Here is a 25316-nt window from a genome sequence, read left to right on the forward strand (position 1 = left end):
ATGCGTGGCATCTTCTGAATAATGCGCCACGACAATTGCTATTATTTTAATGTGAATTTCAATGTACCCGCCTTCACTAAGTCATTATGGCTGATGCGATACTGACGCCAAGGCTTACCACCAACTTCAATCTTTTCTATGCGGACAGCATTAGGATTGCTTCGCAGAGTCTCAATAACAAGCTTGTTTCTACCCCATTGTTTTTCATCAAGATGAAGGGTTATCTTGTCGAAGACAGGTGAGGTCAGCGTATAAGCCGGCTCACCCGGGCAATCAGGATAGAAGCCCATCATGCTGAAAAGCGCCCAAGCCGACATGGTTCCTGTGTCATCATTGCCAGGAAGTCCCTCGGGACTATTCTTGAAATAGGTTTGAAGCAACTGGTGAGTGAGCACCTGTGTGCGCCATTCTTCGCCCTTAAAATAAGAGAACAGATAAGGATAAGCAATGTTAGGTTCATTAGTTGGGTCGTAGTTTCCTCTGTCAAACACCGACTGAAGCTGTTTAACGAAACGCTCTTTTCCACCCATCAACTTGGCCAGTCCATAGACATCATGGGGCACATAAAATGTATAGTTCCACGCATTTCCCTCATGGAAGCCTGGAGAAGGTTCCCAATTGGCTCCTTGAAGCGGATTAAACGGACTATAGAACTTACCATTTGGCAGAATAGGACGCAGCATATTGAACTCCTTACTGAAGTAATGACGATAGCCCATCGACCGTTTATAGAACAGCTTTGCATCGGCTTTGTGGCCCAAAGCACTGGCCAAGCGCGACAAAGCATTGTCAGCAATATAATATTCCAAGGCATGTGACACCGAATTATCAAACGAATCGCGCAACGAAACATAGCCCTTTTCCACATATTCGTTGTTATCCGGGCGCAAAGGATTGCTTTTTTCGTCTGTCATTGCACCCTTTTTCATGGCTGTGTAGGCCTTGTTGATGTCATAACCACGCAGCCCTTTCAACCAGCAGTCAACGATAACAGGGATCGAAGGGTCGCCTTCCATCGTGTAAGTCTCACGTCCAAAGAGTTCCCATTTAGGCAACCAACCGCACTCATCATACATGCTAATCATGCTTTTAACCATGTCTCGCTGACGATTGGGAAAGATTAGAGTCATGAATTGATGCAGGTTGCGATAGGTATCCCATAGGGAAAATACCGTGTAGCGATTGCCTTCGCTCTGCTTCAACACACGACTGCTCTCCATAGCAGGGTAATCTCCGTTCACATCTTGCAGAATATTAGGATGTATCAACGTGTGGTACAGTGCGGTATAAAAGATAGTTTGCTGATCTTTTGTACCTCCTTCAACTTCTATACGCTTGAGATCGGCGTTCCATTTCTGCCGTGCTTCCTGCGCAACGGCATTGAAATCCTTGCCTTGTTGCTCTACGTTCAGGTTCTCACGTGCATTGGCAATGCTCACAAACGACACACCTATCTGCACCTCAATGACTTCGTTCTCGGCAGTATTGAAGTTCATATACACACCGATATCATCGCCGGCAATCTCTTTCTGATAAGCCGTATAGAGCTTATATTGCCCTCTATCGGGGAACCATTCAGCCTGTTTGTCAGGCCGTTCGCGCTGTTTCTTCCAGTAACCTGCACTCTCCGGCACCTTATTTACACGCATAACGAAGTAAATAGGGAATACAGCTTGAGCATAATAACAAAAAGCTCCCTGCAACTTAAAGCCTTCATATTCCGTCGGACTCACCTGTTTTACCATTGCCCCGCTTTCTTTTGTGAGTCCTTCTCCTAAGTTAAGCAACAGATGGCTGGCTCCTTTAGGGAACGTGAAGCGTTCAACTGCAGTGCGGAGCGTAGCCGAAACCTCAGTCTTTACACCGTGTTTTACGAGGAAGTTGCTGTAATAACCCGGGCGAGACACCTCATCTTTATAGTGACTTCCATATTCGCGATAGTCAACATTGAGTTTTCCTGTGGTAGGCATCAACAGCAAAGAACCCACATCGGGACAGCCCACACCGCTGAGGTTGACATGGGAATAGCCCGTGAAAAACACATTATGAAACTCATAGGGCGTCGACCACCAGCGTGAATCTTTGTCACATTTGTTTTCATCGGAGCCCATGACATTGAACGGAACGACCGACATGAGTCCGTTAGGGCAAATGGCTCCGGGGTTGGTTGTACCTAAATTAGAAGTGCCAATAAAGGTGTTTACCAAGTCAACAGGTTCAATTTCAGATGCACGGGCAATCTGTAGCGTACCTAAATTGCACGCCATGCACAAGGCAATGATGAGGTTTTTCTTCATAGTGTAAAGAGTTAAAAGCTAAAAGAGGTTTGCAGTTCGGTTACAAATATACGAATATTGTATGAGAAACACATACACTTGGCGCAACAATATACGATATATCATCATGCGAAGTGATAACTGTTGCGGGATAATGCACCCTGCATTACCCCGCAAAAACGATGTTTATTTCAATATATTGTTCTGCTTAATGAAGTCAACAATCTCGCGAATATAGCCAAAGGACAATCCTACGACTGTGTCGGCTGCCCCATAATACACGGCCACACGCTCGTCATCGTGGAGTGCAGCACATGGGAACACCACGTTAGGCACATCGCCCTGAAGCTCATAAGGAGCGTTCGGAGCCAGGAGATAAGGTTGAGTACGATAGAGAACTCGCTCCGGATGCTCCTTATCCAGAATGGCCGCACCCATCGAATAGCGATAACCGTTGCACGTTGTGATTACGCCATGATAGAATAAAAGCCAGCCTTCATCGACCAAGAAAGGCACGGGACCGGCACCAATCTTGGTACATTGCCATGCACTTTGTGGGAAAGGCGTGGGTGACATCACACATCTATGCTCGCCCCAGAACTTCATATCAGGACTGAAACTGAGGTAGATATCACCAAATGGCGTGTGACCATTGTCACTCGGACGGCTCAACAAGGCATACTTCCCATTAATCTTTTCGGGAAATAGTACACCATTTCGGTTGAAAGGAAGAAAGGCATTCTCGCACTGATAGAATGTCTTGAAGTCGAAAGTATAGCCAATACCTATCGTTGGTCCATGGTAACCGTTGCACCAAGTAATCCAATAGCGGTCTTCAATCCATGTGACGCGTGGGTCATACTTATACTCTGATTCAATCATCTCTGTATTCCCAGCTTCGAAGACAATAGGAGTTTCATTGATTTTCCAATGAATACCGTCATCACTGAAGCCTGCAAAGATGTTCATCTGCACAGCCTTGTTGTCGCAACGGAACACCCCTGCAAAGCCTTCTCCAAATGGAACGACGGCACTGTTGAAGATACTGTTCGACGTTGGAATGTCATATCGATGGATAATGGGGTTCTGACTGTAACGCCACATCACGTCCTTACAACCTTGAGGACGGTCTTCCCAAGGCAGAATGTCTTTTAAGTTTTTCATTATAAAAATGTTTTTACGTTTTTAGTTCTGTGAATTTCAGCATGCAATAATGCATAACAAAGGTAATTCTTTTCTTTGATAAAACTCTTGATTTATTAAACATTAAGCCGTCAAAACACTTCTTAACTCTTTTAAACAGACATGAGGAAGACTGTTCATCAAAATGTAACAAAGGCTTTAGTAAAAGGCTATCTGTAGCAAACTAAAAGCAGGAGAAGACAAGAAACTATATTCAATGAAATGACGATGCCACAGAAAGGAGAGGCTCGGACAAAACACTTCAAGGAGTTGTTTGCTTAAGATTGAAATTTTAATAATCTTACATTCTGTAATTTAATTATCCACTTCAAGGAGTTGTTTGCTTAAGATTGAAATCTATTTTATTCTTTCCTAAAAATATTTACAAATGCTTTCGCATAACTCGCGCATTTGAAACAGGAGTCTTCCTCGCTCCAAATACGCGCTGTATTTTGACATTTTACAACCCATTGGGTATCAAACCATTATAAAACTCAAGCCAAAAAGCGATATAAAATCACGCTGAAATATGCTGTGTTTTGCATCAAATAGCCTTGCAATCTGCATCAAATTGTGGTGCAATCTGCATCAAATTGTGGTGCAATCTGCATCAAATCTCACGGTCATTTCAGTCACATTGCGTGGTAAAGTGACTGAAATCACGGGGGCGATTTATATCATATTATGTGGTAATCCTCACCATATCCTTTCATCATAATGACCATGTGGCAAGGTAACGGGCAAGAGATGGGAGGGCAACTCGGTACGAGTTGTGCTCTTGAAAGCCCCACGTTGGCAAACGAAGAGAGCCAACGTGGGGATTAAATAGACGCATGAAATAAACCCGGTACGGGTTTAGCCTTTTCTCATTCGCCACGTAATCGGAAAAAACAAAACCCGTACCGGGTTTGAAAATCACACATTATCACTCACCCGAGGTAGGCTCGTTCCTCGCCAACCACGGGCTTTCAAAAGCATAACTGCTACGCAGTTACTACATGAAAAATATCTCATCGCACAACACTACCTCTATTGTCATCTATAGGCACGAAAGCCGGGATGGCCCAGCATGGCACTCATTACACAACACAACCTCAATCGTCATCGTATAATGATAGGTAATCTGTAGAACAATATATACCCAATCATTTGACAATCTCTATTAAATTACAAGGCAAAAGGAAAGAACCGAGGATATCGAAACCATTAAATGGCATCATAGATGCAAAGAAAGCGGTCTTTCATTTCTATTTGGTCATGTTGAAAAGGGGCAAAAAACAGGATATAAAATTTACAAAATAAAAACGGAGGTTCTATGTCAACAGCCTATAGATGCGTTGAACATGAGCCTCCGGATGAGGTTATCGGGCAACAAACTGTTGTTCTCCCGACTTCTGAAAAGAATGATGTTTACCAGTCAGACCTGTTGTGATTGAAACGATTTGGCCAGAGGTGGAGTGCATAGACATAGTTGTGGAGATCATAAATCTTTGCCATGTGGTCTGCACGTTGCCTGAAGTTATTGAAATCTTTCTTATCGGTTGGCGTCCACTGTACCTCACAAAGGGCCGCCATACGGGGCAACACGGCATATTCGGCACGGTTTGGATAAGCCACATATTCGGTCCAAAGGTTTCCCTGTGCACCCAGAATATGCTTACGGGAGTCTGCAGACATCGTTGCAGGTGCAGGGTCAAGGCTGTAGACTTTCTCTACTGTGAGAAGTGCATGCTGGCCTTCCGGCTCTGTTTCCTCGTTTTTATTCTGCTTATAGTCAAAGTAACAGTATGACGTGGGGCTCATAATGACATCATGACCCAACTTCGCTCCACGCTCTCCCGGCTCGATACCACGCCAGCTCATGATAGTTGCACTCGGGTTGATATCGCCATCAAGGATTTCATCCCAACCGACAATCTCACGTCCCTTGCCGTTGATATATTTCTCAACGCGGTTGGTAAAGTAAGCTTGCAGCTTGTTCAATTTCAAGCTATTCTCGGCAGCAACCTTCTTGCATTTAGGACATTCGCCCCAGCGTGTGGTCGGAGTTTCATCACCACCAATGTGGATATACTTGGCAGGGAAGATGTCGGCAACTTCATCAATGATATCATTGACAAACTGATAAACCTTTTCATTCCCCAAGCAGAGCACGTCCTTATAAATGCCCCAAGCGTGACCGACCTCATAAGGCCCGCCTGTACAACCAAGTTCGGGATAAGCAGCTAAGGCTGCTTTCATGTGACCAGGCATGTCAATTTCAGGAATAACGGTGATATGACGCAGGCGTGCATACTCCACAATCTCCTTTGCCTCTTTCTGTGTATAGAAACCACCATAGGGCTGTCCGTCATCAACATCAGAGTTATGCCCCATGATTGTACCTGTGCGTTTGGAGCCAATCTCTGTCAGTTTTGGGTACTTCTTTATCTCAAGACGCCAACCCTGATCATCGGTAAGATGCCAATGGAAGACATTCATGTTGTGAAGTGCCAGTAAATCTATATATCGCTTCACGAAATCAACAGAGAAGAAATGACGTGAGCAATCAAGCATCATGCCGCGATAAGCAAAGCGAGGTGCATCGGTAATCTCTGCAGCCGGAAGCATAATAGGCTCCGCATTTGCTGCATTCATGATAGGCAATGATTTGCGAAGCGTCTGAATACCATAGAAGATACCAGCGGAAGTACGTCCGCTGATGACCACTTTCTTAGTCGAGACAGAGAGTTTGTAAGCCTCTTCTCCCTGCATTTTCGGGTCAAGCACGAGCATGATTGCCGGTGTTTTCACCTTAGCAGAGTTACTGACTGTAAGCGTCAGCCCCGTTGTTTCCTTAATATAGTCGCAAAGGAAACGTGCATTTTTCTGCATCAGTTCATCAGACGAGGTACAGATAATCTGTGTTGTCGGCAACAGACTGAAAGGCTTACCCTTACTCATCGTAATCTGCTGAGGCAGCGGAATTACGTGATAGTCGGCTTCTGCTGCGCTAACCTGTAACAGAGAAGCGCAGAGAGCAACTATCATTAACATTCTTTTGTGCATAGATAGGTTTTTAGATTGTGAATGAATTACTTATATCTTATATTCTACGAAAGCTTCCATCGCCTCGTAACAAGCCAGTCCTAAATCATCATAGAGCTTGGCTGTGCCTCGGTTGCGATCTTCAGAACGCTGCCAGAAGAGGCGTTCGTCATTGCCTAAGAATGGTGCACTTTCCATCTGGCTCTGGTGCTTAAGAATGGAATTACGCTTTGCACGAAGTTCTTCCGGACTCATTGGAACACACATTTCGATATTTTCAATCTCCCATTCTGCCCATGCACCGCGATACATCCATACTCGGCAGTCTTTCAACCACTCTGCTTTCGCCTCCTTCTCCATATCGAGAGCGGCGAGAACTGCATCAGTACACTTGCGGTGAGTGCCATGTGGATCGGCCAAATCACCAGCCACATAAATCTGGTTAGGCTTTATGGTTGAGATGAGTTTCCTGACGATATTCACATCAGCCTCACCCATGGGAAGCTTCTCTATCTTACCAGATTCGTAGAATGGCAAGTCAAGGAAGTGAACATGGTCAAGAGGAATTTGATTGAAAGTACAAGCTGTACGAGCCTCTCCACGACGGATAAGTCCCTTGATAGTACGTATGTCCTGACTGTCAATATCACCCTCTTTCTTATTCTTGAGGAATTGCTTTATCTCTTTATATTTTGATCGGATAATCTCATCCTGCTCATTACCGAAAAGCTGATTGAAGCCATTGATGAAGTGCATGAAACGTACAACTTCCTCATCACCAACAGCAATATTACCCGAAGTTTCATAAGCTACATGCACGTCATGTCCTTGCTGTACAAGTCTACGTAGTGTGCCACCCATGGAGATTACATCGTCATCGGGGTGTGGTGAGAAGACGATTACTTTCTTTGGGAATGGATTAGCACGCTCCGGACGATAGGTATCGTCGGCATCAGGCTTTCCTCCTGGCCATCCGGTAATCGTGTGCTGAAGGTCATTGAAAATCTTAATATTAGCATTGTAGGCCGAGCCGTAGAGAGCCAACAACTCACTCAAACCATTCTCATTATAGTCCTTATTGGTCAGTTTAAGGATTGGTTTGCCTGTAATCTGACAAAGCCATACAAGTGCTGAACGCACCAATTTATCTGTCCATTTGCAAGATGCAACAAGCCAAGGATGCTGAATACGCGTCAGTTTAGCAGCAGCAGAGAGATCGATAACCACGTGGGCATTATTGTGAGTCTGTAGGAAAGAGGCAGGAACAGCATCTGTAATCTTACCTTCAACGGTCTCCTTAATAATGTCAGCCTTCTCTTCACCCCAAGCAGTAAGGAATATCTTGCGCGCAGAGAGAATTGTGTTGACACCCATTGTAATAGAACAAGGGGGAACAGTTTCTTGAGAACCAAAACTCATCTTCATCTCATCGCGTGACATTTCGTCAATAAGAATGAGACGAGATGTAGAAGTGAGGCTCGACCCGGGTTCGTTAGTGGCGATATTACCCATACGACCTATTCCCAAAAGAATAGCATCTAAACCGCCAAGGCTCTTGATGCGCTGCTCATAGAGATAACAATGCTCTTGCACATCATCCTGACTGATAGTGCCATCTGGGGTATGGATATTCTGTTCTTCAATGTCAATATGATCTAACAGGCGTTCCTTAAGCTGATTGATGCTGCGATTAACGTTCTCAGCACTAAGTGGGAAATATTCGTAAGCATTGAAGATGATGACATTCTTAAAGCTCAGTTTCCCAGCTTGATATCTTTTAATCATCTCCTGAAAGATAGGAGTAAGCGAAGAACCAGAGCCTACGCCCAGAACAAAGGACTCCCCTTCCTGCTGTTTACGCTTGATTTCAGCTTCCAACTGATTGACAATACTCACACTTCCCTCCTCAATCGTTGGGAAGATATCGGTCGGAACTTTCTCAAAGCGGGTGATTTCAGAACGGTCTACAGCTGTAGCTGGACGGTAAAACGCTTCAGGTGTCTGGTTAAGTACGATTTGTGAACTTAAATTCAGTTTCATTATAGGTTCTCCTTCTCTATGTTTTTAAAGTATTTGTAAGTCTCGACAGTGAGTTTATCAGTAGCAGCCTCATCACAAACGATAATGCCATGCTCATGCATCTGCAGCGCACTGATAGTCCATTTCTGGGTTATACCACCTTCTACTGCAGCATGTAAGGCCTCGGCCTTATGGTGTCCGTTGACGAGTATCAACACTTCCTTAGCGTCCATCACTGTACCCACTCCCACGGTGAGCGCGTGTGCAGGGACTTTCATGGGGTCATTATCGAAGAAACGTGAATTGGCAATGCGCGTATCAGACGTAAGCGTCTTGATGCGTGTACGGGAACGAAGCGAAGAACCCGGCTCGTTAAAGGCGATATGTCCATCAGGACCAATGCCACCTAAGAAGAGATCAATGCCTCCTGCCTCGCGTATCATATCCTCATAGTGCTGGCATTCAGCCTGCAAATCCTCTGCGTTTCCATTCAGAATATGGATATTTTCTTTCGGACAGTCAATATGATTAAAGAGTTTCTCTGCCATGAAAGAGTGATAACTCTGCGGATGATCCTCTGGAAGTCCCACGTACTCATCCATGTTGAAAGTAACAACATTCTTGAAACTAACCCTTCCTTCCTTGTAAGCCTTTATCAGTTCTGCATACATTCGCTCCGGAGAAGAGCCTGTAGGCAGTCCAAGCACAAAAGGTTTTTCCTGTCCTTTGGCAGCATTAATACGTTCAATCACATAGTTAGCAGCCCACTTAGACAACTGCTCGTAGTTGGGTTCTATGATTAATCTCATAATTTTTGGGTTTTAAAATGTTTATTTTGTTTGGGTATTTTATTCTGTCTCTTTCTCTGTTTTCATTCTATCTTCAACAGCATTAACTTTATTCATTCCCTGCTGATGCCTTGATTTTCTTTGTGGCATCAGGATAAGTGAAAGGCACGAACCATGTAATCAGCAGTGCAGGAATAGTACATACCAACACAACAAGGAAGAAATGTTGATATCCAAGCTTATCACTGATGTAACCACTCATCATACCCGGCAGCATGACTCCAAGGTTCATGATGCCACTGGCAAAGGCATAATGTGCCATTTGATGCTTGCCGGGCGCCACCTGCTGCATCATAAAAAGTGACAATCCCACAAAGCCAAAGCCATAACCGAAGTATTCCATGACAATACCTCCACCTATCAGCCAAAGACTTTCCGGCTGATAAAGTGCCAAGAGCGTATAGGCTACAAAGGGAATATTAAATACCAATGCCAATGAGAACAAACTCTTCTGCAATCCTCTCCACGCGATATAATAGCCTGCAAGAATGGAACCTAAGACAAAGGCTGCAGCACCGAAAGTGCCATAGTACAGTCCTATCTCTTGTTCGCTCAATCCCAAGCCTTGTTCCGCACGCGAAGCTTTCAGAAAAAGCGGTACAATCTTCATCACGAACCCTTCTGCAAAGCGATAAAGTATGATGAAGCAGATGTAATAAACGATGTGCCGTTTGGTAAAGAAATCCAAGAAAACTTCGAGCAACTCATGCAGGGAGTCATTGAGAGACACCGGCTCCTTGTCGGCTTCTCCTTTGGGGGTAGGAAGCATGAAATAGTGATAAACGCCGACAGAAACCATGATTACTGCAATAATCAGCATGATAATCATCCAAGCTTTTGTCACACCGAACAGCTTAATAAATGTACCGGCGAGATAAACCAAACCACCAGTTGCTGCAATCTTGGCTATATTGTAAAACGCTCCCTGCCAACCAATCCAGCGTGCCTGCTCCTCATTGGAGAGCACCGATATATACGTGCCGTCTGCTGCAATATCATGTGTAGCACCGCTCATCGCAATCACCGCAAGGATGGCTATCGTAATGGCAAAAAAGGAAGGCAGATGAAGCGCAAAGGAAACTAATGCAAAGAGCACACCTGTAAGCAATTGAGTGAGCACAACAAAGAACTTCTTGGTCTTATATATCTCCAAAAATGGGCTCCATAAAGGCTTCAGCGTCCATGGAATCATAATAAGCGAGGTCCAAAAAGCAATTTGAGCGTCAGACACGCCCATTCCTTTATACATCAGTGCACTGACCATATTGAGTACAACGAAAGGCATACCCATGGCAAAATACAACGTTGGCACCCATGTTGCAGGGCTATGCGGTCTTCCTTGTGAAGTTGTCTTTATCGCGTGATTCTTAGCTTTTAGATCCATTGATAATGTTAAAGTTATGATTAAAAGGCCCCCAAAGATACACATTTACCTCCAAATATCAATATATTTAACTTTAATTTACTACCTTAGACTATAAAGTATTTTCTGCCTTGCACATCATTTCATTGCCGAAAATAGAAGTCATATTTCATCTTTGAATGGATACTTTACAATATCCATATTTATGATTTACAAAGCCTAAACCTACTTTTTATGGCCTCGATATTTGCCATTCTCGGCAGAAAATTATAAATTTGCGCCATATTATCAAACAATACTAACTAACCGTCATTATCTAAATTTATGAGGATTGAAGCTTATTCTCAGTTTATAAAGTCTGCAATTGCAACATTTTGCCTGCTGTTCGTGCCCTCTCTCCAATCTTCTTTCCATGCACAGGAGAATAATATTGTCGTCATCAAACCAACGGATACTCCCGCTGATATTGTCAGAAAAGCAGCCCACGTGGTACCTTCTGCACGGCAATTCAATTGGCAACGTCAAGAACTCACAGCATTCTTACACTTTGGCGTAAACACTTACACCGGCAAAGAATGGGGTGACGGAACGGAATCCGAGGCAATCTTCAATCCCACAGCACTTGATGCAGACCAATGGATACGTGAATTGAAAGCTACGGGCTTCAAGTGTGCCATTCTTACTTGCAAACATCATGACGGTTTCTGCTTGTGGCCATCGGCCTATACAGAGCACAGCGTGAAATATTCTCCATGGAAGAATGGTATGGGGGATGTAGTTCGCGAGGTGAGTGAGGCATGCCAAAAGTATGGTATGGCATTTGGCGTTTATCTTTCTCCATGGGACCGCAACTCCAAACTTTATGGAACAGAAGCCTATAATGATTATTTCGTAAACCAACTTACAGAACTTCTCACGCAATATGGCAAGGTAAGCGAAGTATGGTTTGACGGTGCCTGTGGTGAAGGAGCGAACGGAAAGAAGCAAGAATATGATTTCGTTCGTTGGTATGAGCTTATCCGTAAACTTCAACCCGAAGCTGTAATTGCTGTCATGGGGCCTGATGTCCGCTGGGTTGGAACAGAGACAGGGCGTGGCCGTACTACAGAATGGAGCGTTGTTCCTAAAGACAATCTCAACCAAGAGGCTATCGCACAGAACTCACAAAAAGAGGTATTGACACAGCCTGTTGGTGATATGAAGGGGCAAGACCTCGGTAGCAGAAAGATTATAGAAAAGGCAAAATCACTCATTTGGTATCCTGCAGAGATTGATGTTTCTATCCGCCCGGGGTGGTTTTATCATGAAAGCCAAGACCATCAGGTTAAAACGCCAAAAGAATTAATAGACATCTATTTCACGTCTGTGGGCATGAATGGTGTTCTTTTGCTAAATCTACCGCCAAACAAAGAAGGTAAATTAGCCGAGGCTGATATCCAAAGCCTGCGCGGTTTCCGTCAGTTGTATGATGCCACATTTACAGAAAATCTGCTTTCCAATGCCAAAATCACATGTAAAGTGTCTGAGGGAAAGCCCCGTAATATCATAGACAACAATTATGACACCTCCGTTTTACCAAATATGAAAACAGGAGAAGCGGTCTTCCTCTTTAAGTTAAAGCAGCCAGTAACATTCAATGTACTTTCTGTTCAGGAAGACATTCGTAAGGGGCAACGCGTAGAAGCATTCACACTTGAAGTGAAAGACGTACATGGAAAGTGGCAGAAAGCAACCGAAGGGACTACCATCGGGCACAAACGCCTATTGAAATTTCCGCTTCAGACAGCAAAGGAAGTGAGGCTTACTGTCCAGCAAGTGCGCGCTGTTCCGGCGATTGCAGAGATTGGTTTGTACCACCTTAAGGAATAGAAATTTACACCTTATTATATATAAGGAGTCTCTTTGATACACGACGGTAGAGTACTCACACTGCAAATAAGCAACAAATTCATTGAAAACACTTGCATATTCCAATATTTTTTACGAATATTGCAAACAATATTCACGCTATCTGTTGTGGTTCTCTGCGCTTAACCGTTAGCTCACAATTAAAAACCTCACTATGAAGAAAACGCTGTTCACCCTATTGTTTGTAGCTGTTTCGCTCACCGTTCAAGCACAACATTTCATCAAAGATGCCTCTTTCAGACAGAAAGTAGAGTCTGCCTGGAAAGCAAAAATAAATCTTATCGGTGCAAAATACTGGGAGATTAAAAACTTGCAGACTACCCCAGAAGAAGAGGAAGCACTCAAGTTCCTCTATGCCTACATGCCCATCGCCGACGCAACCGATTATCCCAAAGCCTATCATTTAGGCAATGTGCGCACAGCTTTACGCACACGCAGAGAGATGCCGTGGGGCAAACAAGTTCCAGAATTGCTCTTTCGCCATTTCGTTCTGCCCATGCGCGTGAACAACGAACCGTTAGACAGTTCGCGAGCTATCTTCTTCCGTGAGCTGAAAGAGCGTGTAAAAGGACTCTCCATGACGGATGCAATATTGGAAGTTAACCATTGGTGCCACGAAAGAGTGACCTATGAGCCCTCCGATGCCCGCACCTCTTCTCCCCTACAGTCTATCCAAACAGGACGCGGACGATGCGGCGAAGAGAGCACATTTACAGTGAGTGCGCTACGGGCTATCGGTATTCCTGCCCGACAAGTATATACGCCTCGCTGGGCACACACAGATGACAATCATGCCTGGGTTGAAGCCTGGGCAGACGGCAAATGGTACTTTTTAGGTGCATGCGAGCCAGAACCTGTTTTGAATTTAGCATGGTTCAATGCGCCTGCCTCACGCGCCATGCTCATGCACACACGTGCTTTCGGCGACTACGAAGGCCCCGAAGAAGTGATGCTGCGCACAAACAACTTCACTGAAATCAATCTGATAGACAACTATGGAAGTACAGGAAAGATAGATTTCAGTATTATCGACCTACAAGGGAAGCCCGTTGCGGACGCAAGGGTAGACTTCAAAATCTATAATTATGCCGAATTCTACACGGCTGCCTCCAAGTACACAGACAGTAATGGACAGACATTCCTCTCCGCAGGAAAGGGAGATATGCTCGTCTGGGCATCCAAAAATGGGCATTTCGGGTATGCAAAGGCTTCTTTCGGGAAGGATAAGCACGTCACTATCAAGCTTTCCTATGACGAAAAGAACTTTGGAAAAGAAGAGGATTTAGACATTGTTCCTCCGGCAGAACATGTGGTTTTGCCAGACGTCACCGATGCACAAAGAGCGCACAACAGTACCCGACTCGCAGAAGAAGACGCTATGCGAAATGCTTACATTGCCACTTTCCCGACACAGGAGAGCATGAAAGACTATGTCATTCCTGCTGCCATACCTTATATTATAAAAGCACGCGGCAACTGGAGAACCATTAAGGCATTCGTTGAAAAGCATGCTGCAAACAGAGTGCGGGCACTTGAACTACTGAGCACATTAAGCGACAAAGACCTTCGTGACATGCCCATGGAAATCTTGGAAGACAACATGAGCGCACCAACCGACCAGCTTTCACCACGCGTGGAAAATGAAATGATACTCAAACCCTTCAAACATTTCTTTGCAAAGGCATTCAGCAAGGAAGCCCAAACCTTTAGAAATAATCCTGCACTACTGGTCAACTGGATACAGAAAAACATCAAGATGAATCCCGACAAGCATGCCATGAGAATTCCCCAGACACCTATCAGCGTATGGGAATGCAGAGTTGCAGACGATAGAAGCAGGGATATCTTCTTTGTAGATGTAGCCCGAAGCATAGGCATTGATGCGCGGAAAGATGCCGTTACGGGTAAGATACAATATAAGAAAGACGGCAACTGGATGGATGTGGACTTTGATACAACTGTCCAACAAGTGGCTAAAACGGGTACACTCATCCTCAACTACACACCCACCGAATACTTAGACGACCCGAAATATTACACACATTTCACGATAAGTAAGATTATCAATGGGCGCACATGGCTTATGAATTTCGACGAAGGACAGTTAGATATGGGAGGAGGAACAACTTGGTCGAATGTTTTCAAAAAGGGAACAACATTAGATGAAGGCACTTACCTGCTGGTATCTGGACAGCGAATGGCCGATGGAAGCGTGATGGTTCACAAGCGTTTCTTCACGATTGAACCAGGGAAAACCACTGCAATACATCTTGTAATCCGTCAGGAGACAGAGGGCATAAAGGTCATTGGCAGCTTCAACAGCGAAGACTTGTTTGAAAAGGATGGGCAAGAAGTCTCTGTCTTAAGCCAGACCGGTAGAGGCTATTATGTCTTGGGAATTCTCGGCATAGGCCAGGAACCAACCAACCACGCCCTGCACGACATCGCAAAACTGAAAGAGAAACTCGACAAATGGGGACGACCGATGGTGCTGCTCTTTACGAGTGAGGCTGAGAAAAAGAAGTTTGAAGCCCAGAAGAGCGAGTTTGGCAGCCTGCCTGAAAAGACAATCTTCGGCATAGACAGGAATGGAATAATCCAGAAAGAGATTGTAAGAGAGATGAAACTTCGCAATGCCAACCAATTGCCGATATTCATTATTGCCGACACTTTCAATCGCGTTGTGTTCATTTCTCAAGGTTATACCATTGGATTGGGCGAGCAATTGGTGAAAACGGGCAGTAAATTGTAAGACCATGAGCAGTATGAAAGAGCGGAAAAAGTTTGAATTTGAAGTCTGTGCCAACAGTGTTGAAAGTTGCATAGCAGCCCAGCGAGCAGGCGCCGACCGCGTAGAACTCTGCATGGGAATACCCGAAGGGGGCACAACGCCCTCTTACGGAGAACTGCAAATGGCAAGAAACCTGTTGAAAGAAACACGCCTGCACGTCATCATACGCAATCGCGGAGGTGACTTTCTCTATGCTCCTCAAGAGTTGGAACGCATGGCAATGGATATCGAGCTGTGCAAACGCGTGGGTGTTGACGGTGTTGTTTTCGGTTGCCTGACGCCAGAAGGAGACATTGACAAAGCTGCCAACACCTTTCTTTTAGAGCATGCAAAAGGAATGAGCGTTACCTTTCACCGTGCCTTTGACCGCTGCCGAGACCCCAAGGAAGCCTTAAAAAAAATCATAGCATTGGGATTTGACAGAGTGTTGACCTCCGGACAGCAACCTACGGCAGAGCAAGGTATTCCCCTACTCCGGCAACTTCATGTCTTAGCAGACAACAGAATTATCCTCATGGCAGGCTGCGGAGTGAATGAAAGCAACATAGCACGTATTCATAAAGAAACAGGAGTGCATGCCTTTCATTTCTCTGCACGCGAACCCAAGCACAGTCTTATGACCTACGCCAACCCTGCAGTTTTCATGGGAAAGCCTGGAGCCGACGAAGACACTATTTTGATAACAACAGAAAGAAGAGTAAGAAACACGATAGATGCCCTGCTGAATGGATAGGAGAAACTTATCTCTTTTCTTCCCGTTAGCTTCAAGGATTTCCCTTCATGAGTATTGCTCAACGGACTATGATGCGTAGAAACGGATTATATGTTAATTTATTTCAAGGATATTTACAATTGTCCTCGCCTGTTTTGGAAATTTGAATAAAAGTCTACCTCCATTCCAAATAACGCCCGATTTTTGGCATTTTGTAACACAATGGTTATCAACATGTTGTAAAAAACATATCGAATTACAACAACAAATATTATAAAAAAGCTTTGTAATTTGCATCAGATTAGGTTGTAACTCGCACTCAATTATCGTCTGTTTTGACTCAAATAGCAGCGTCATCTGACTTGAATTACCATCTACTATGAATGGAATTGTAAGCAAAAAGCATTAAAGTCGACAGATTATCTCTATTTTCCGGCTGTTTTTTCCCTGGTTTGTGACACTCTGAAATGTTAAAAATTATAGATTATATTTACAAAAAAGAGACACTCAAAAAGTCTGATTTAGCTTGTTCTGTTTTGTAGTTTCACTTTTTTTTCATACTTTTGCACCCTCTCTATAAACAAATAAGATGAATAAGTTATTTTTATCCCTTTGCTTGCTGATGATTAGCTTGGCGAGCAAAGCTCAGGAGCAGCTACCAAAAGTGATACTTAAAGATTTTGAAGGGAAACTTGTACAAACAGACACTATCTCAAATAATGGGAAACCGCTCATTATTGCTTTCTTTGCAACCTGGTGTAAACCGTGCAACCGCGAGCTCAAAGCCATTGATGAACTTTACGATGATTGGCGGCAAGAAACAGGTGTGCGAATTGTAGCAGTCTCCATTGATCAGGCACAGAACATCAACAAGGTAAAACCTTTGGTTGACCAGAACGGCTGGCGTTATGATGTATTGCTCGACCCCAACAGCGATTTGCGACGTGCATTGGGCATTCAAATGATACCTTATACGGTATTGCTTGATGGACAAGGTAATATTGTCTATAAACACAATGGCTATACCGACGGTGCAGAAGTTGAGCTTTACGAAAAGATAAAAGAAGTTGCAGGCAGATAGTGTTATGAAAAGATGGACAATGATAGGATTGCTCATTGGCATAACAAACATGCCGCTTTGTGCACAAGAGCAGCCGAATAAATTGCGCATTTCCGGGAGTATTCAAAGCGATATGCTTCTGCCTGAAAAGGATAGTACTACGGGAGCTAATACGCTTAACGGCCGTTTTCTGACGAATACTTATATTGATTTGAAAGCCACAAGCCGTTACATAGAGGCTGGAGCAAGGTTAGAGTATTTGCAGCATCCGCTTCCCGGATTTGAAACTGATTTCAAAGGTTGGGGCGTCCCCTATGCTTATTTGAAAGGAAATTACAAGAATGCAGAACTGACCTTAGGTAGTTTCTATGAGCAGTTTGGGTCGGGTTTCATCCTCCGCTCTTATGAAGAACGAAGTCTCGGCATTGATAATTCACTGCAGGGTTTACGATTCTTCTATCGCCCTTGGGCTGGTATTGCAGTGAAAGTCATCACAGGACGTCAGCGTAGATATTGGAAACACAACGACAGTTGGCTGACAGGAGGCGACATTGAGTGGAATATTGATGAATTGTATAAAGGTTTAAGACAACACAACACCTATGCTACATTAGGTTTCTCTTACGTTAATAAATATGAGAAAGACGAAGTCATTATGACTGATCCTACCCACCGTCTACGCCTTCCACGCTATGTTAATGCCTTTGATGTGCGGTTGCGCGTACAGCATCGTGCGTTTAATGTACTGGCGGAAATGGCAATGAAAACTCAAGATCCCTCTCATGACAATGGTTACATCTACCGTAACGGCTACGTGACAATGCTATCGGGATCATACTCCAAACGCGGAATGAGTCTGCTTCTGCAAGCAAAGCGCAGCATGAATATGGCTTTTCGAAGTAGTAGAGGAATGGAAGGAACGTCTTCTTTTGTCAATCATATGCCGGCTTTCACAATAGAACATACCTACGCTCTGGCTGCACTTTATCCCTATGCCACACGTCCCGAAGGGGAATGGGCTTATCAGACAGCTGCTGCCTATACCTTTCCTAAAGGCTCAACGCTGGGTGGAAGATATGGCACAATGGTAAAAGTAAACTTCTCACACGTTCATTCTGTGCGAAAAAATGGCGCAGGTGGCAGTGGCACTGACGGCTATGGCAGTCCGTTTTGGGCATGGGGAACGTCGACTTACTACCAGGATATTGATGTGCAATTAGAGAAACGTCTCGGCAAAACTACGAAGCTCAACTTCATGTATATGAACCAACTTTACAACCAAACCCTGCTTGAAGGACATGGAGGAATGCTCCACTCGCATATCTTTGTAGCTGATGTGAAGCAGAAACTGGCACCCAAAACGACGCTACGCATAGAGGGACAGTATCTCTTCTCGAAAGATGGCGACAAAGATTGGGCATTTGGTTTGGCAGAGTTATCGCTTGCCCCACATTGGATGTTCACCTTGAGTGATCTCTACAATCTTGGCAATACTCACGTGCACTACTACCAAGGTTTCGTAACATATAGCGGTGGAGCACACAGATTACAACTGGGCTATGGTCGCACTCGTGCAGGCTATAATTGTTCGGGCGGTGTATGTCGCTATATCCCAGCGACCAAAGGGCTTACACTTTCCTATAACTATAACTTCTGATAAAAATGAAAAGTTTATATATTCTTCTTTTAGTAGGCGTTATACTTCTGACGGGTTGCGACCCTGTTGCATCTGACAACCGCCTTATTAAAGTGCCGGCAGCCACGCTTCAACGCAACGTGCTGATTGAAGACTTCACGGGGCAGCGATGCATTTTCTGTCCAGCAGCAACCGAGACTATCACGCAATTGCAAGCTCGCTACAGTGCCGACAAACTGATTGCCGTTGCCATTCATGCTGGTCCGCTTGCCCTCAAAGCTGCGCCGGGCTTTGTAGGGCTGCGCACAGATGTGGGAGATGCTTATTATAAGAAGTGGGAAGTTCCCAACGTACCAAAAGCAATTATCAATCGTCGAGGCGGTGTGCTTTCCAAAGAAGCTTGGTCGGGACAAATCTATAATGAGTTTGCTCGGACAACAACAGTAGGTATAGAACTTAAATGTCAATATCACCCAGACACTCGCCGTGTGGAGATAACAACAGACTTGAATACTTTGACTGATAATATTCAGGGACGACTGCAACTTTGGTTGGTAGAGGATGGTATCGTTGCTCCACAGCTTTTTCCTGGTAATAAGGTAGACAACAACTATACACATAACCACATATTGCGGGCTGCGATCAATGGAGATTGGGGCACAGAGCTGATACTCTCTCCCAAACATGCGCACCAGGAAAGAACTATTTATACGCTCCCCAATGGCATTGTCGCAGAGAAAGCGTGGGTGGTAGCATTCTTCTATAACGACAATGGCGTACTGCAAGTTGTTCGACAGAAGATAGCTCTCTCATAAATGAAACATAAATTCTAAAATACAAATATTAAATACTTAACATGAAATTACGATTACTTGTTTTCTTTGGTCTATTGACCAGTTTTTTTATTAATACACAGGCACAGGCAATTTCTAATGAAGTTGTGTTCGTTGATGCTAATGGCAATGTCCTTGCTCCCAATGCAACGCTTAATCTGAATAAGATTGAGGAGTCCTCTCTCCTGCCTGGATGGAAACAAATAACTGAAAAGTTATTTATCAGCAACACCTCAGCTAAGACCGTAAAGGTAAAACTCTCCTGCACTATCACTGCCCTCGAAGAGGGTCAACTGCAAGTCTGTGCACTTGAGAATTGTACCATAGAAGAAACCGTCAAGACCTATGACGTGAGCACAAAGGAATTGCCTGCCACCGCCCAGAAAGAAGAAATTCATGCAGACTACTCTTTTCCCGACAAAGGAAAATGTATAGCCACATTGCAACTCTTTATTGAAGAAAAAGGAGAAAACGGTACGACAACAGAGAAGGCCGGCCCTAAAGTTACACTCAACTTTGAGCCAAAGAGCACAGGAATAATATCTTCCTCATTACAAGACAACTATACTTACGATGTTTTCAACACCAAGGGCATATTACTGTATAAACAGTTAACCTCTCTGTCCAAGCTCCCCAAAGGTGCCTATATCGTAAATCGCAAAGGTGTGAAAGGTTCTGTTTCCACTCAAAAATACATTGTTCCCTAAGTATTCTCCTCAAACAACACATTATACAACATGATAAAAAGAATTTATATCCTGCTTCTTGCACTCATTGCAATCATCGGTTATCCGGGTGATATCAGTGCCAATGATTATACCCTGATTCCCTCTACGGGCCGAAAAGTATATGTGCCGCTCACTGCGGAAAGTGCAAAAGGACAGCTGCTGATTACCAATTATGGCAATACTCCCATTCAAAATTTTGATTATACGCTATCTTTCCTTGGAAATATCCTACAAGAGAAAAAGTTTGTGCTGACTGAACCATTGAAGCGTATGGAGGGAGCAACAATAGAAGTGGATGTGCCTCCACACAACCAAATTTCGGAAACAGAATTATTGCTTACAATAACAAAAGTCAATGGTGAAGCCAATAGAGCTTCTGTCAACTATGCCACGCTTCCAAGAATTACAGTTACGAAAGTGCCACGCCGAAAAGTTGTTGTTGAGGAGTACACGGGGATGTGGTGTGGATACTGTCCACGTGGTATAGCGCTCATGGAGAATTTGGCGCATAACTATCCTAACGATTTCATCGGCATTGCCATTCATACGGGTGGCAGTGCTGACCCCTTGACTTGTAATGACTATGCCTGGAAAGCTTCAGATCACAGAAGCCGCCCTACACTCGACATGAACAGGAACCTTTTGTTGGGTTATGCCAAGGCTATAACCGAGTTTGAAGAAGAAAGAGCTAAAGGTGCGGATATGGATGTTGAAGTCTCTGCCACGTGGGATGCAGAGAAAGAAAACATCACGGTAACTCCACGCGTCACATTCTGCATAAATAAGAATGAAGCCCCATATGGTTTTGCCTATATACTGACGGAAGACGGAATGAAAAGCCCAAACTGGATACAATACAATAATTATTCGGGAAGAACAGCTGAACGTGGAGTATCAAAAGAGCTTGACTATTTTATCGATGCTCCTTACGATATAAGAAATCTTGAGAATAATTTTGTCGCCATTGCAGCCGAAGGAGTCAAAACCCCTTTGACCGGCTACATCAAAACTCCGATAGAGGCAGACAAGACACAAAGTCATGAATATGTATTTCGCAATATTTCTCATAAGCGCGTGATACAAGACAAGTCGAAACTGAATGTCTGTGTGTTGCTGATTAATATGAAGACCGGGCAAATCGAGAATGCAGCCAAATGCCACATTTCTGATGCCAAAACCACAGGCATTTCCTCTTCATCACAAAGAAAGAGCGCCGCTGCAGAAACTGCACGCTACACCCTTGAGGGTCGCCGTATTCAAACTTCACAAAAGGGTGTTAATATCGTGAAATATAGCGATGGACGTGTGCGCAAAGAGTTTGTGACACGCTGATAAGATAAAACTTCTTTTTCGCTCGTAGGATAATGCTGTCAGGATGCCTCTTTTTACATCCTTACAGCATTTTTATATCTTCTATAGAACTGTACAAAACATTTTTATTCATTGATGAGTAATTGAAAACACCCTATAATTAAGTCCTTTTAAATATGAAATATTTTACCTTTCATTTCAATAGGTTCTGCTTTATCAAACAATGAATTATCATGTAACAGAATTAACAATTCTAAAACTTATTGCTTGTAAAACTGTAAATTAAGCATAATTCTATGGTCATTACTGCTTATAGATGTTAAATTACATCTGATTCCTATATATCATTACAAATTGATATAGTATATTTGCACTATAAACCTAAATAAATAAAAAACAACAACAAAACAGGAATTTTGAGGTTTCCCCTGTAATTGTTTGTGGGGGTACTCTAAATAAATTAAGTGTTAACAAATTTATAAATCTAATGAAAACAGGAAAGATTTTCCCGGTAAGCGTTTTCCTATCTTGCTGCTGTTTAGAAGTTTTTGCTGGTAATCATGTTGTATCTGTTGGACACTTCAGCAGAGATTTGATTACTGTAGGCATGGATGTAACAGCAACGAATAACCTGAAAACGCAGCAGTCTAATGCCAATGTAAAAGTAACCGGCACAATTGTGGACAATACAGGTGAACCTGTTATTGGTGCAACTGTACGTGTAAAAAACAGTAAGAGTGAATCTAATGGTGTTATCAGCGACATTGACGGTAAGTTTACTTTGACGGCTCCAAAGGGAGCAGTTCTTTTGATTAGCTATATCGGCCTGAACACACAGGAGGTTAAGGTAACAGGCAATGGCGATCTTAAGATTACATTGCTACCAGAGTCACACACAATTGACCAAGTTGTTGTAACGGCCTTGGGCATCAAACGTGCCGAAAAAGCTTTGAGTTACAATGTTCAAAAGGTGTCAGCCGACGAGCTAACACGCAACAAAGATGCCAACTTTGTAAACTCGTTAAATGGTAAAATCGCTGGTGTGAGTATCTCAAAGAGTGCTAGTGGCGTAGGCGGTGCCACACGTGTTATCATGCGTGGTGCCAAATCTATTGAAGGAGACAACAACGTTCTATATGTCATTGATGGAATTCCACTCTTCAACTTCAGTGGTGGAACCGATAGTGGTATCATGGGTGAAGGCCGTGTTAGCAGTGAAGGAATTGCCGACATCAACCCCGAAGATATCGAAAGCATCAACGTTTTGGCTGGTCCTTCGGCTGCAGCTCTCTATGGAAGTAACGCCGCTAATGGTGCAATTCTCATCACGACCAAGAAAGGTAAGGAAGGAAGAGTTGAGATTTCATTCTCAAGTTCTGCCGATTTCAGTTCACCATTGTTGATGCCAGAGTTTCAAAATAGATATGGAAATAAGCAAGGTTCTTATGAAAGTTGGGGTGAAAAGCTCTCAACCCCCAGTTCGTATGACCCCAAAAAGGACTTCTTCCGCACTGGAACGAACTTCATTAATGCTCTAACAGTGAATGCTGGTAACGAAATTAATCAGACATTTGCCTCTATAGCTACTACCAATTCACGAGGTATTGTGCCTAATAACACATATGACCGCTATAACTTCACTGTAAGAAATACCACCAATATGTTTAATAAAAAAGTGCAACTCGATCTTGGGGCCTCTTATATTAAACAGAAAGACAACAACATGGTTTCGCAAGGAGAATACTGGAATCCTATCGTTGCAGCTTATCTTTATCCTCGTGGCGAATCATTTGAAGGTATCAAGACTTTTGAACGGTATGATAATGTGAGAAACTTCTCCACACAATATTGGCCAATCAGTGACAGTCGTTATGCCAATCAAAATCCTTATTGGACTGCTTATCGTAACTTAGCACCTGATGACAAAGATCGTTTCATGTTTAATGCAGGACTAACCTATAATGTATGTGATTGGCTAGGCGTAGCAGGTCGTGTACGTTTGGATCAAACATTCATGACAAGTGAACGTAAAATCTATGCATCTTCATTTGATTACTTTGCCAAGAGTAACGGTGCTTACGAATATTATAACTACAAAGACCATCAAACTTACATTGATGCTATTGCCAATATCAACAAGCGTTTTAATGATTTCAACATTGCAGCCAACGTTGGTTATAGCTATTCTGATTATGCTTCGCTCACACGTGGCTATGGAGGTAATTTGGTCTTAGTACCCAATAAATTCACATTACAGAATATAGATCCTGCTGACAGTAAAGTACGCGAGGCCGGAGGTGACTCAAAAGTACGCAATGTTGCAGCCTTTGCAAGTGCCGAAATAGGTTGGAAGAGCATGCTTTATCTCACTGTAACAGGAAGAAACGATTGGAATTCTCGCCTTGTCAACTCATCAGAAGAGTCTTTCTTCTATCCTTCTGTGGGTCTTTCTGGCATCATTTCTGAAATGATCAAGCTACCAACTTTCATCTCTTATTTGAAAGTTCGCGGTTCATATACCGAGGTTGGTTCGCCCGTTTCACGCTCGGGTATGACGCCAGGGACAATCACGACACCGCTTGTAGGTGGAAGTTTGAAATCAACCGACATCTATCCTTTTACCAATTACAAAGCTGAACGTACGAAATCTTATGAGGTTGGATTAACCGCTCGCTTCTGGAACAAGTTATCATTAGACCTTACCCTATACAAATCTAATACTTATAACCAAACCTTTATTGGAGAATTACCTGAGAGTTCTGGTTATAAGGCCGCATACCTTCAAGCCGGTAATGTGGAAAACCGAGGCATTGAAATGGCATTAGGCTATAATGATAACTTTGGTGGAGTACAATGGAATTCTTCGTTGGTTTACTCTAAGAATATCAATGAGATCAAGGAAATGGTCAAGGATTATCATCATCCCCTAAGCCCTAAGCCTATCAATATCCCCGAAGTATCCAAGGATAAAGGTCGCGTGTTGCTGAAAGTGGGGGGATCAATCAACGATATTTATGCACGCAAAGTATTGGCTAAAGACAACCAAGGATACGTGAATGTAAGCCCTTCTGGTGGCATTGGCCTTGAAACAGTAGACCCAATCTATTTGGGAAAAACGACTCCTGATTTCACAATAGGTTGGAATAACAGCTTTACTTATAAGAACTTTGGTCTTAGCTTCTTGCTCAATGCACGTGTTGGTGGCGTTGTTACATCGTCAACCCAGGCGCTATTAGATCGCTTTGGTGTATCAAAAGCTTCAGCAGATGCTCGAGATGCAGGAGGCGTTATGCTTCCTAATCAAGGATTATACGATGCCAAGAAATACTATATGCTTACAGCTACGGGCGAAAACGATCTCGCAGGCTACTATACCTACAGTGCAACAAACGTGCGTTTGCAAGAACTTACATTGAGCTATAGATTTAATCCACGCTGGTTTAAGAATATTGTCAAAGATTTGACACTTTCTTTCATTGCTACAAATCCATGGATGATCTACTGTAAAGCACCGTTTGATCCAGAGCTTACATCTTCAACTGGTACTTATGGACAAGGGAATGATTACTTCATGCAACCCAGTTTGAAGAGTTATGGATTTAGTGTTAAATTCAAATTTTAA

Annotated in this window: 15 protein-coding genes; 9 read left to right on the top strand and 6 right to left on the bottom strand. The window is 43.5% G+C overall.

Going from position 1 to position 25316, the window contains the following annotated elements; translation table 11 throughout:
• Positions 1-41: 41 nt before the first annotated feature.
• From EL210_RS00875 to EL210_RS00900, 6 genes are all read right to left on the bottom strand, one after another.
• Positions 42-2297, bottom strand: a complete 2256-nt coding sequence (locus tag EL210_RS00875) for a GH92 family glycosyl hydrolase (RefSeq protein ID WP_018919352.1) — start codon at positions 2295-2297, stop codon at positions 42-44.
• Positions 2298-2462: 165 nt separating this feature from the next.
• Positions 2463-3440 (bottom strand): glycoside hydrolase family 130 protein, encoded by a 978-nt coding sequence (locus tag EL210_RS00880; protein WP_004377652.1) that lies wholly within the window; start codon positions 3438-3440, stop codon positions 2463-2465.
• A gap of 1428 nt (positions 3441-4868) precedes the next feature.
• Positions 4869-6506, bottom strand: a complete 1638-nt coding sequence (locus EL210_RS00885) for a beta-N-acetylhexosaminidase (RefSeq protein ID WP_025879594.1) — start codon at positions 6504-6506, stop codon at positions 4869-4871.
• Between the two features lie 30 nt (positions 6507-6536).
• Positions 6537-8525: a glucosamine-6-phosphate deaminase gene (locus EL210_RS00890; protein ID WP_018919354.1), complete on the bottom strand. Its 1989-nt coding sequence runs from the start codon at positions 8523-8525 to the stop codon at positions 6537-6539.
• Positions 8525-9313, bottom strand: coding sequence for a glucosamine-6-phosphate deaminase (nagB, locus tag EL210_RS00895; RefSeq protein ID WP_018919355.1), 789 nt, complete (start codon positions 9311-9313; stop codon positions 8525-8527). Before nagB ends, EL210_RS00890 begins: the two co-directional genes overlap by 1 nt.
• Before the next feature lie 88 nt (positions 9314-9401).
• Positions 9402-10736 carry an MFS transporter gene (locus EL210_RS00900; RefSeq protein ID WP_025879593.1) on the bottom strand — a complete coding sequence of 445 codons (1335 nt, stop codon included), beginning with the start codon at positions 10734-10736 and terminating at the stop codon, positions 9402-9404.
• A gap of 303 nt (positions 10737-11039) precedes the next feature.
• Here EL210_RS00900 and EL210_RS00905 point away from each other — a divergent pair, with 303 nt between their 5' ends.
• The 9 genes from EL210_RS00905 to EL210_RS00950 all read left to right on the top strand — a co-directional run bounded on the left by EL210_RS00905 (position 11040) and on the right by EL210_RS00950 (position 25316).
• Entirely contained in the window at positions 11040-12584 is a 1545-nt protein-coding gene (locus EL210_RS00905) for an alpha-L-fucosidase (RefSeq protein WP_018919357.1), read from the top strand.
• Between the two features lie 193 nt (positions 12585-12777).
• On the top strand, positions 12778-15375 hold the full coding sequence (locus EL210_RS00910; protein WP_018919358.1) for a transglutaminase-like domain-containing protein: 2598 nt from the start codon (positions 12778-12780) through the stop codon (positions 15373-15375).
• Positions 15376-15379: 4 nt separating this feature from the next.
• Positions 15380-16147 carry a copper homeostasis protein CutC gene (locus EL210_RS00915; RefSeq protein ID WP_018919359.1) on the top strand — a complete coding sequence of 256 codons (768 nt, stop codon included), beginning with the start codon at positions 15380-15382 and terminating at the stop codon, positions 16145-16147.
• Between the two features lie 568 nt (positions 16148-16715).
• Positions 16716-17207: a TlpA family protein disulfide reductase gene (locus tag EL210_RS00925; protein ID WP_025879591.1), complete on the top strand. Its 492-nt coding sequence runs from the start codon at positions 16716-16718 to the stop codon at positions 17205-17207.
• 4 nt (positions 17208-17211) lie between these two features.
• Positions 17212-18843 (top strand): DUF6029 family protein, encoded by a 1632-nt coding sequence (locus tag EL210_RS00930; protein WP_018919361.1) that lies wholly within the window; start codon positions 17212-17214, stop codon positions 18841-18843.
• A gap of 5 nt (positions 18844-18848) precedes the next feature.
• The gene (locus EL210_RS00935) at positions 18849-19637 is read left to right on the top strand and encodes an Omp28 family outer membrane lipoprotein (protein WP_018919362.1); all 789 of its coding nucleotides are present in this window, start codon (positions 18849-18851) and stop codon (positions 19635-19637) included.
• A 41-nt stretch (positions 19638-19678) separates the two neighbouring features.
• A complete protein-coding gene (locus tag EL210_RS00940; protein WP_025879590.1) occupies positions 19679-20362 on the top strand; it encodes a hypothetical protein in 684 nt (227 codons plus the stop codon).
• A gap of 30 nt (positions 20363-20392) precedes the next feature.
• On the top strand, positions 20393-21715 hold the full coding sequence (locus EL210_RS00945) for a thioredoxin family protein (protein WP_018919364.1): 1323 nt from the start codon (positions 20393-20395) through the stop codon (positions 21713-21715).
• Between the two features lie 466 nt (positions 21716-22181).
• A complete protein-coding gene (locus EL210_RS00950) occupies positions 22182-25316 on the top strand; it encodes a SusC/RagA family TonB-linked outer membrane protein (RefSeq protein WP_026285869.1) in 3135 nt (1044 codons plus the stop codon).

This window comes from Segatella oris, from assembly GCF_900637655.1.
Classification (GTDB): domain Bacteria; phylum Bacteroidota; class Bacteroidia; order Bacteroidales; family Bacteroidaceae; genus Prevotella; species Prevotella oris.

Bases quoted from the DNA above. Each gene is read 5' to 3' on its own strand.
- EL210_RS00875 (WP_018919352.1), bottom strand. From the start codon at position 2,297: ATGAAGAAAAACCTCATCATTGCCTTGTGCATGGCGTGCAATTTAGGT.
- EL210_RS00880 (WP_004377652.1), bottom strand. From the start codon at position 3,440: ATGAAAAACTTAAAAGACATTCTGCCTTGGGAAGACCGTCCTCAAGGT.
- EL210_RS00885 (WP_025879594.1), bottom strand. From the start codon at position 6,506: ATGCACAAAAGAATGTTAATGATAGTTGCTCTCTGCGCTTCTCTGTTA.
- EL210_RS00890 (WP_018919354.1), bottom strand. From the start codon at position 8,525: ATGAAACTGAATTTAAGTTCACAAATCGTACTTAACCAGACACCTGAA.
- nagB (WP_018919355.1), bottom strand. From the start codon at position 9,313: ATGAGATTAATCATAGAACCCAACTACGAGCAGTTGTCTAAGTGGGCT.
- EL210_RS00900 (WP_025879593.1), bottom strand. From the start codon at position 10,736: ATGGATCTAAAAGCTAAGAATCACGCGATAAAGACAACTTCACAAGGA.
- EL210_RS00905 (WP_018919357.1), top strand. From the start codon at position 11,040: ATGAGGATTGAAGCTTATTCTCAGTTTATAAAGTCTGCAATTGCAACA.
- EL210_RS00910 (WP_018919358.1), top strand. From the start codon at position 12,778: ATGAAGAAAACGCTGTTCACCCTATTGTTTGTAGCTGTTTCGCTCACC.
- EL210_RS00915 (WP_018919359.1), top strand. From the start codon at position 15,380: ATGAGCAGTATGAAAGAGCGGAAAAAGTTTGAATTTGAAGTCTGTGCC.
- EL210_RS00925 (WP_025879591.1), top strand. From the start codon at position 16,716: ATGAATAAGTTATTTTTATCCCTTTGCTTGCTGATGATTAGCTTGGCG.
- EL210_RS00930 (WP_018919361.1), top strand. From the start codon at position 17,212: ATGAAAAGATGGACAATGATAGGATTGCTCATTGGCATAACAAACATG.
- EL210_RS00935 (WP_018919362.1), top strand. From the start codon at position 18,849: ATGAAAAGTTTATATATTCTTCTTTTAGTAGGCGTTATACTTCTGACG.
- EL210_RS00940 (WP_025879590.1), top strand. From the start codon at position 19,679: ATGAAATTACGATTACTTGTTTTCTTTGGTCTATTGACCAGTTTTTTT.
- EL210_RS00945 (WP_018919364.1), top strand. From the start codon at position 20,393: ATGATAAAAAGAATTTATATCCTGCTTCTTGCACTCATTGCAATCATC.
- EL210_RS00950 (WP_026285869.1), top strand. From the start codon at position 22,182: ATGAAAACAGGAAAGATTTTCCCGGTAAGCGTTTTCCTATCTTGCTGC.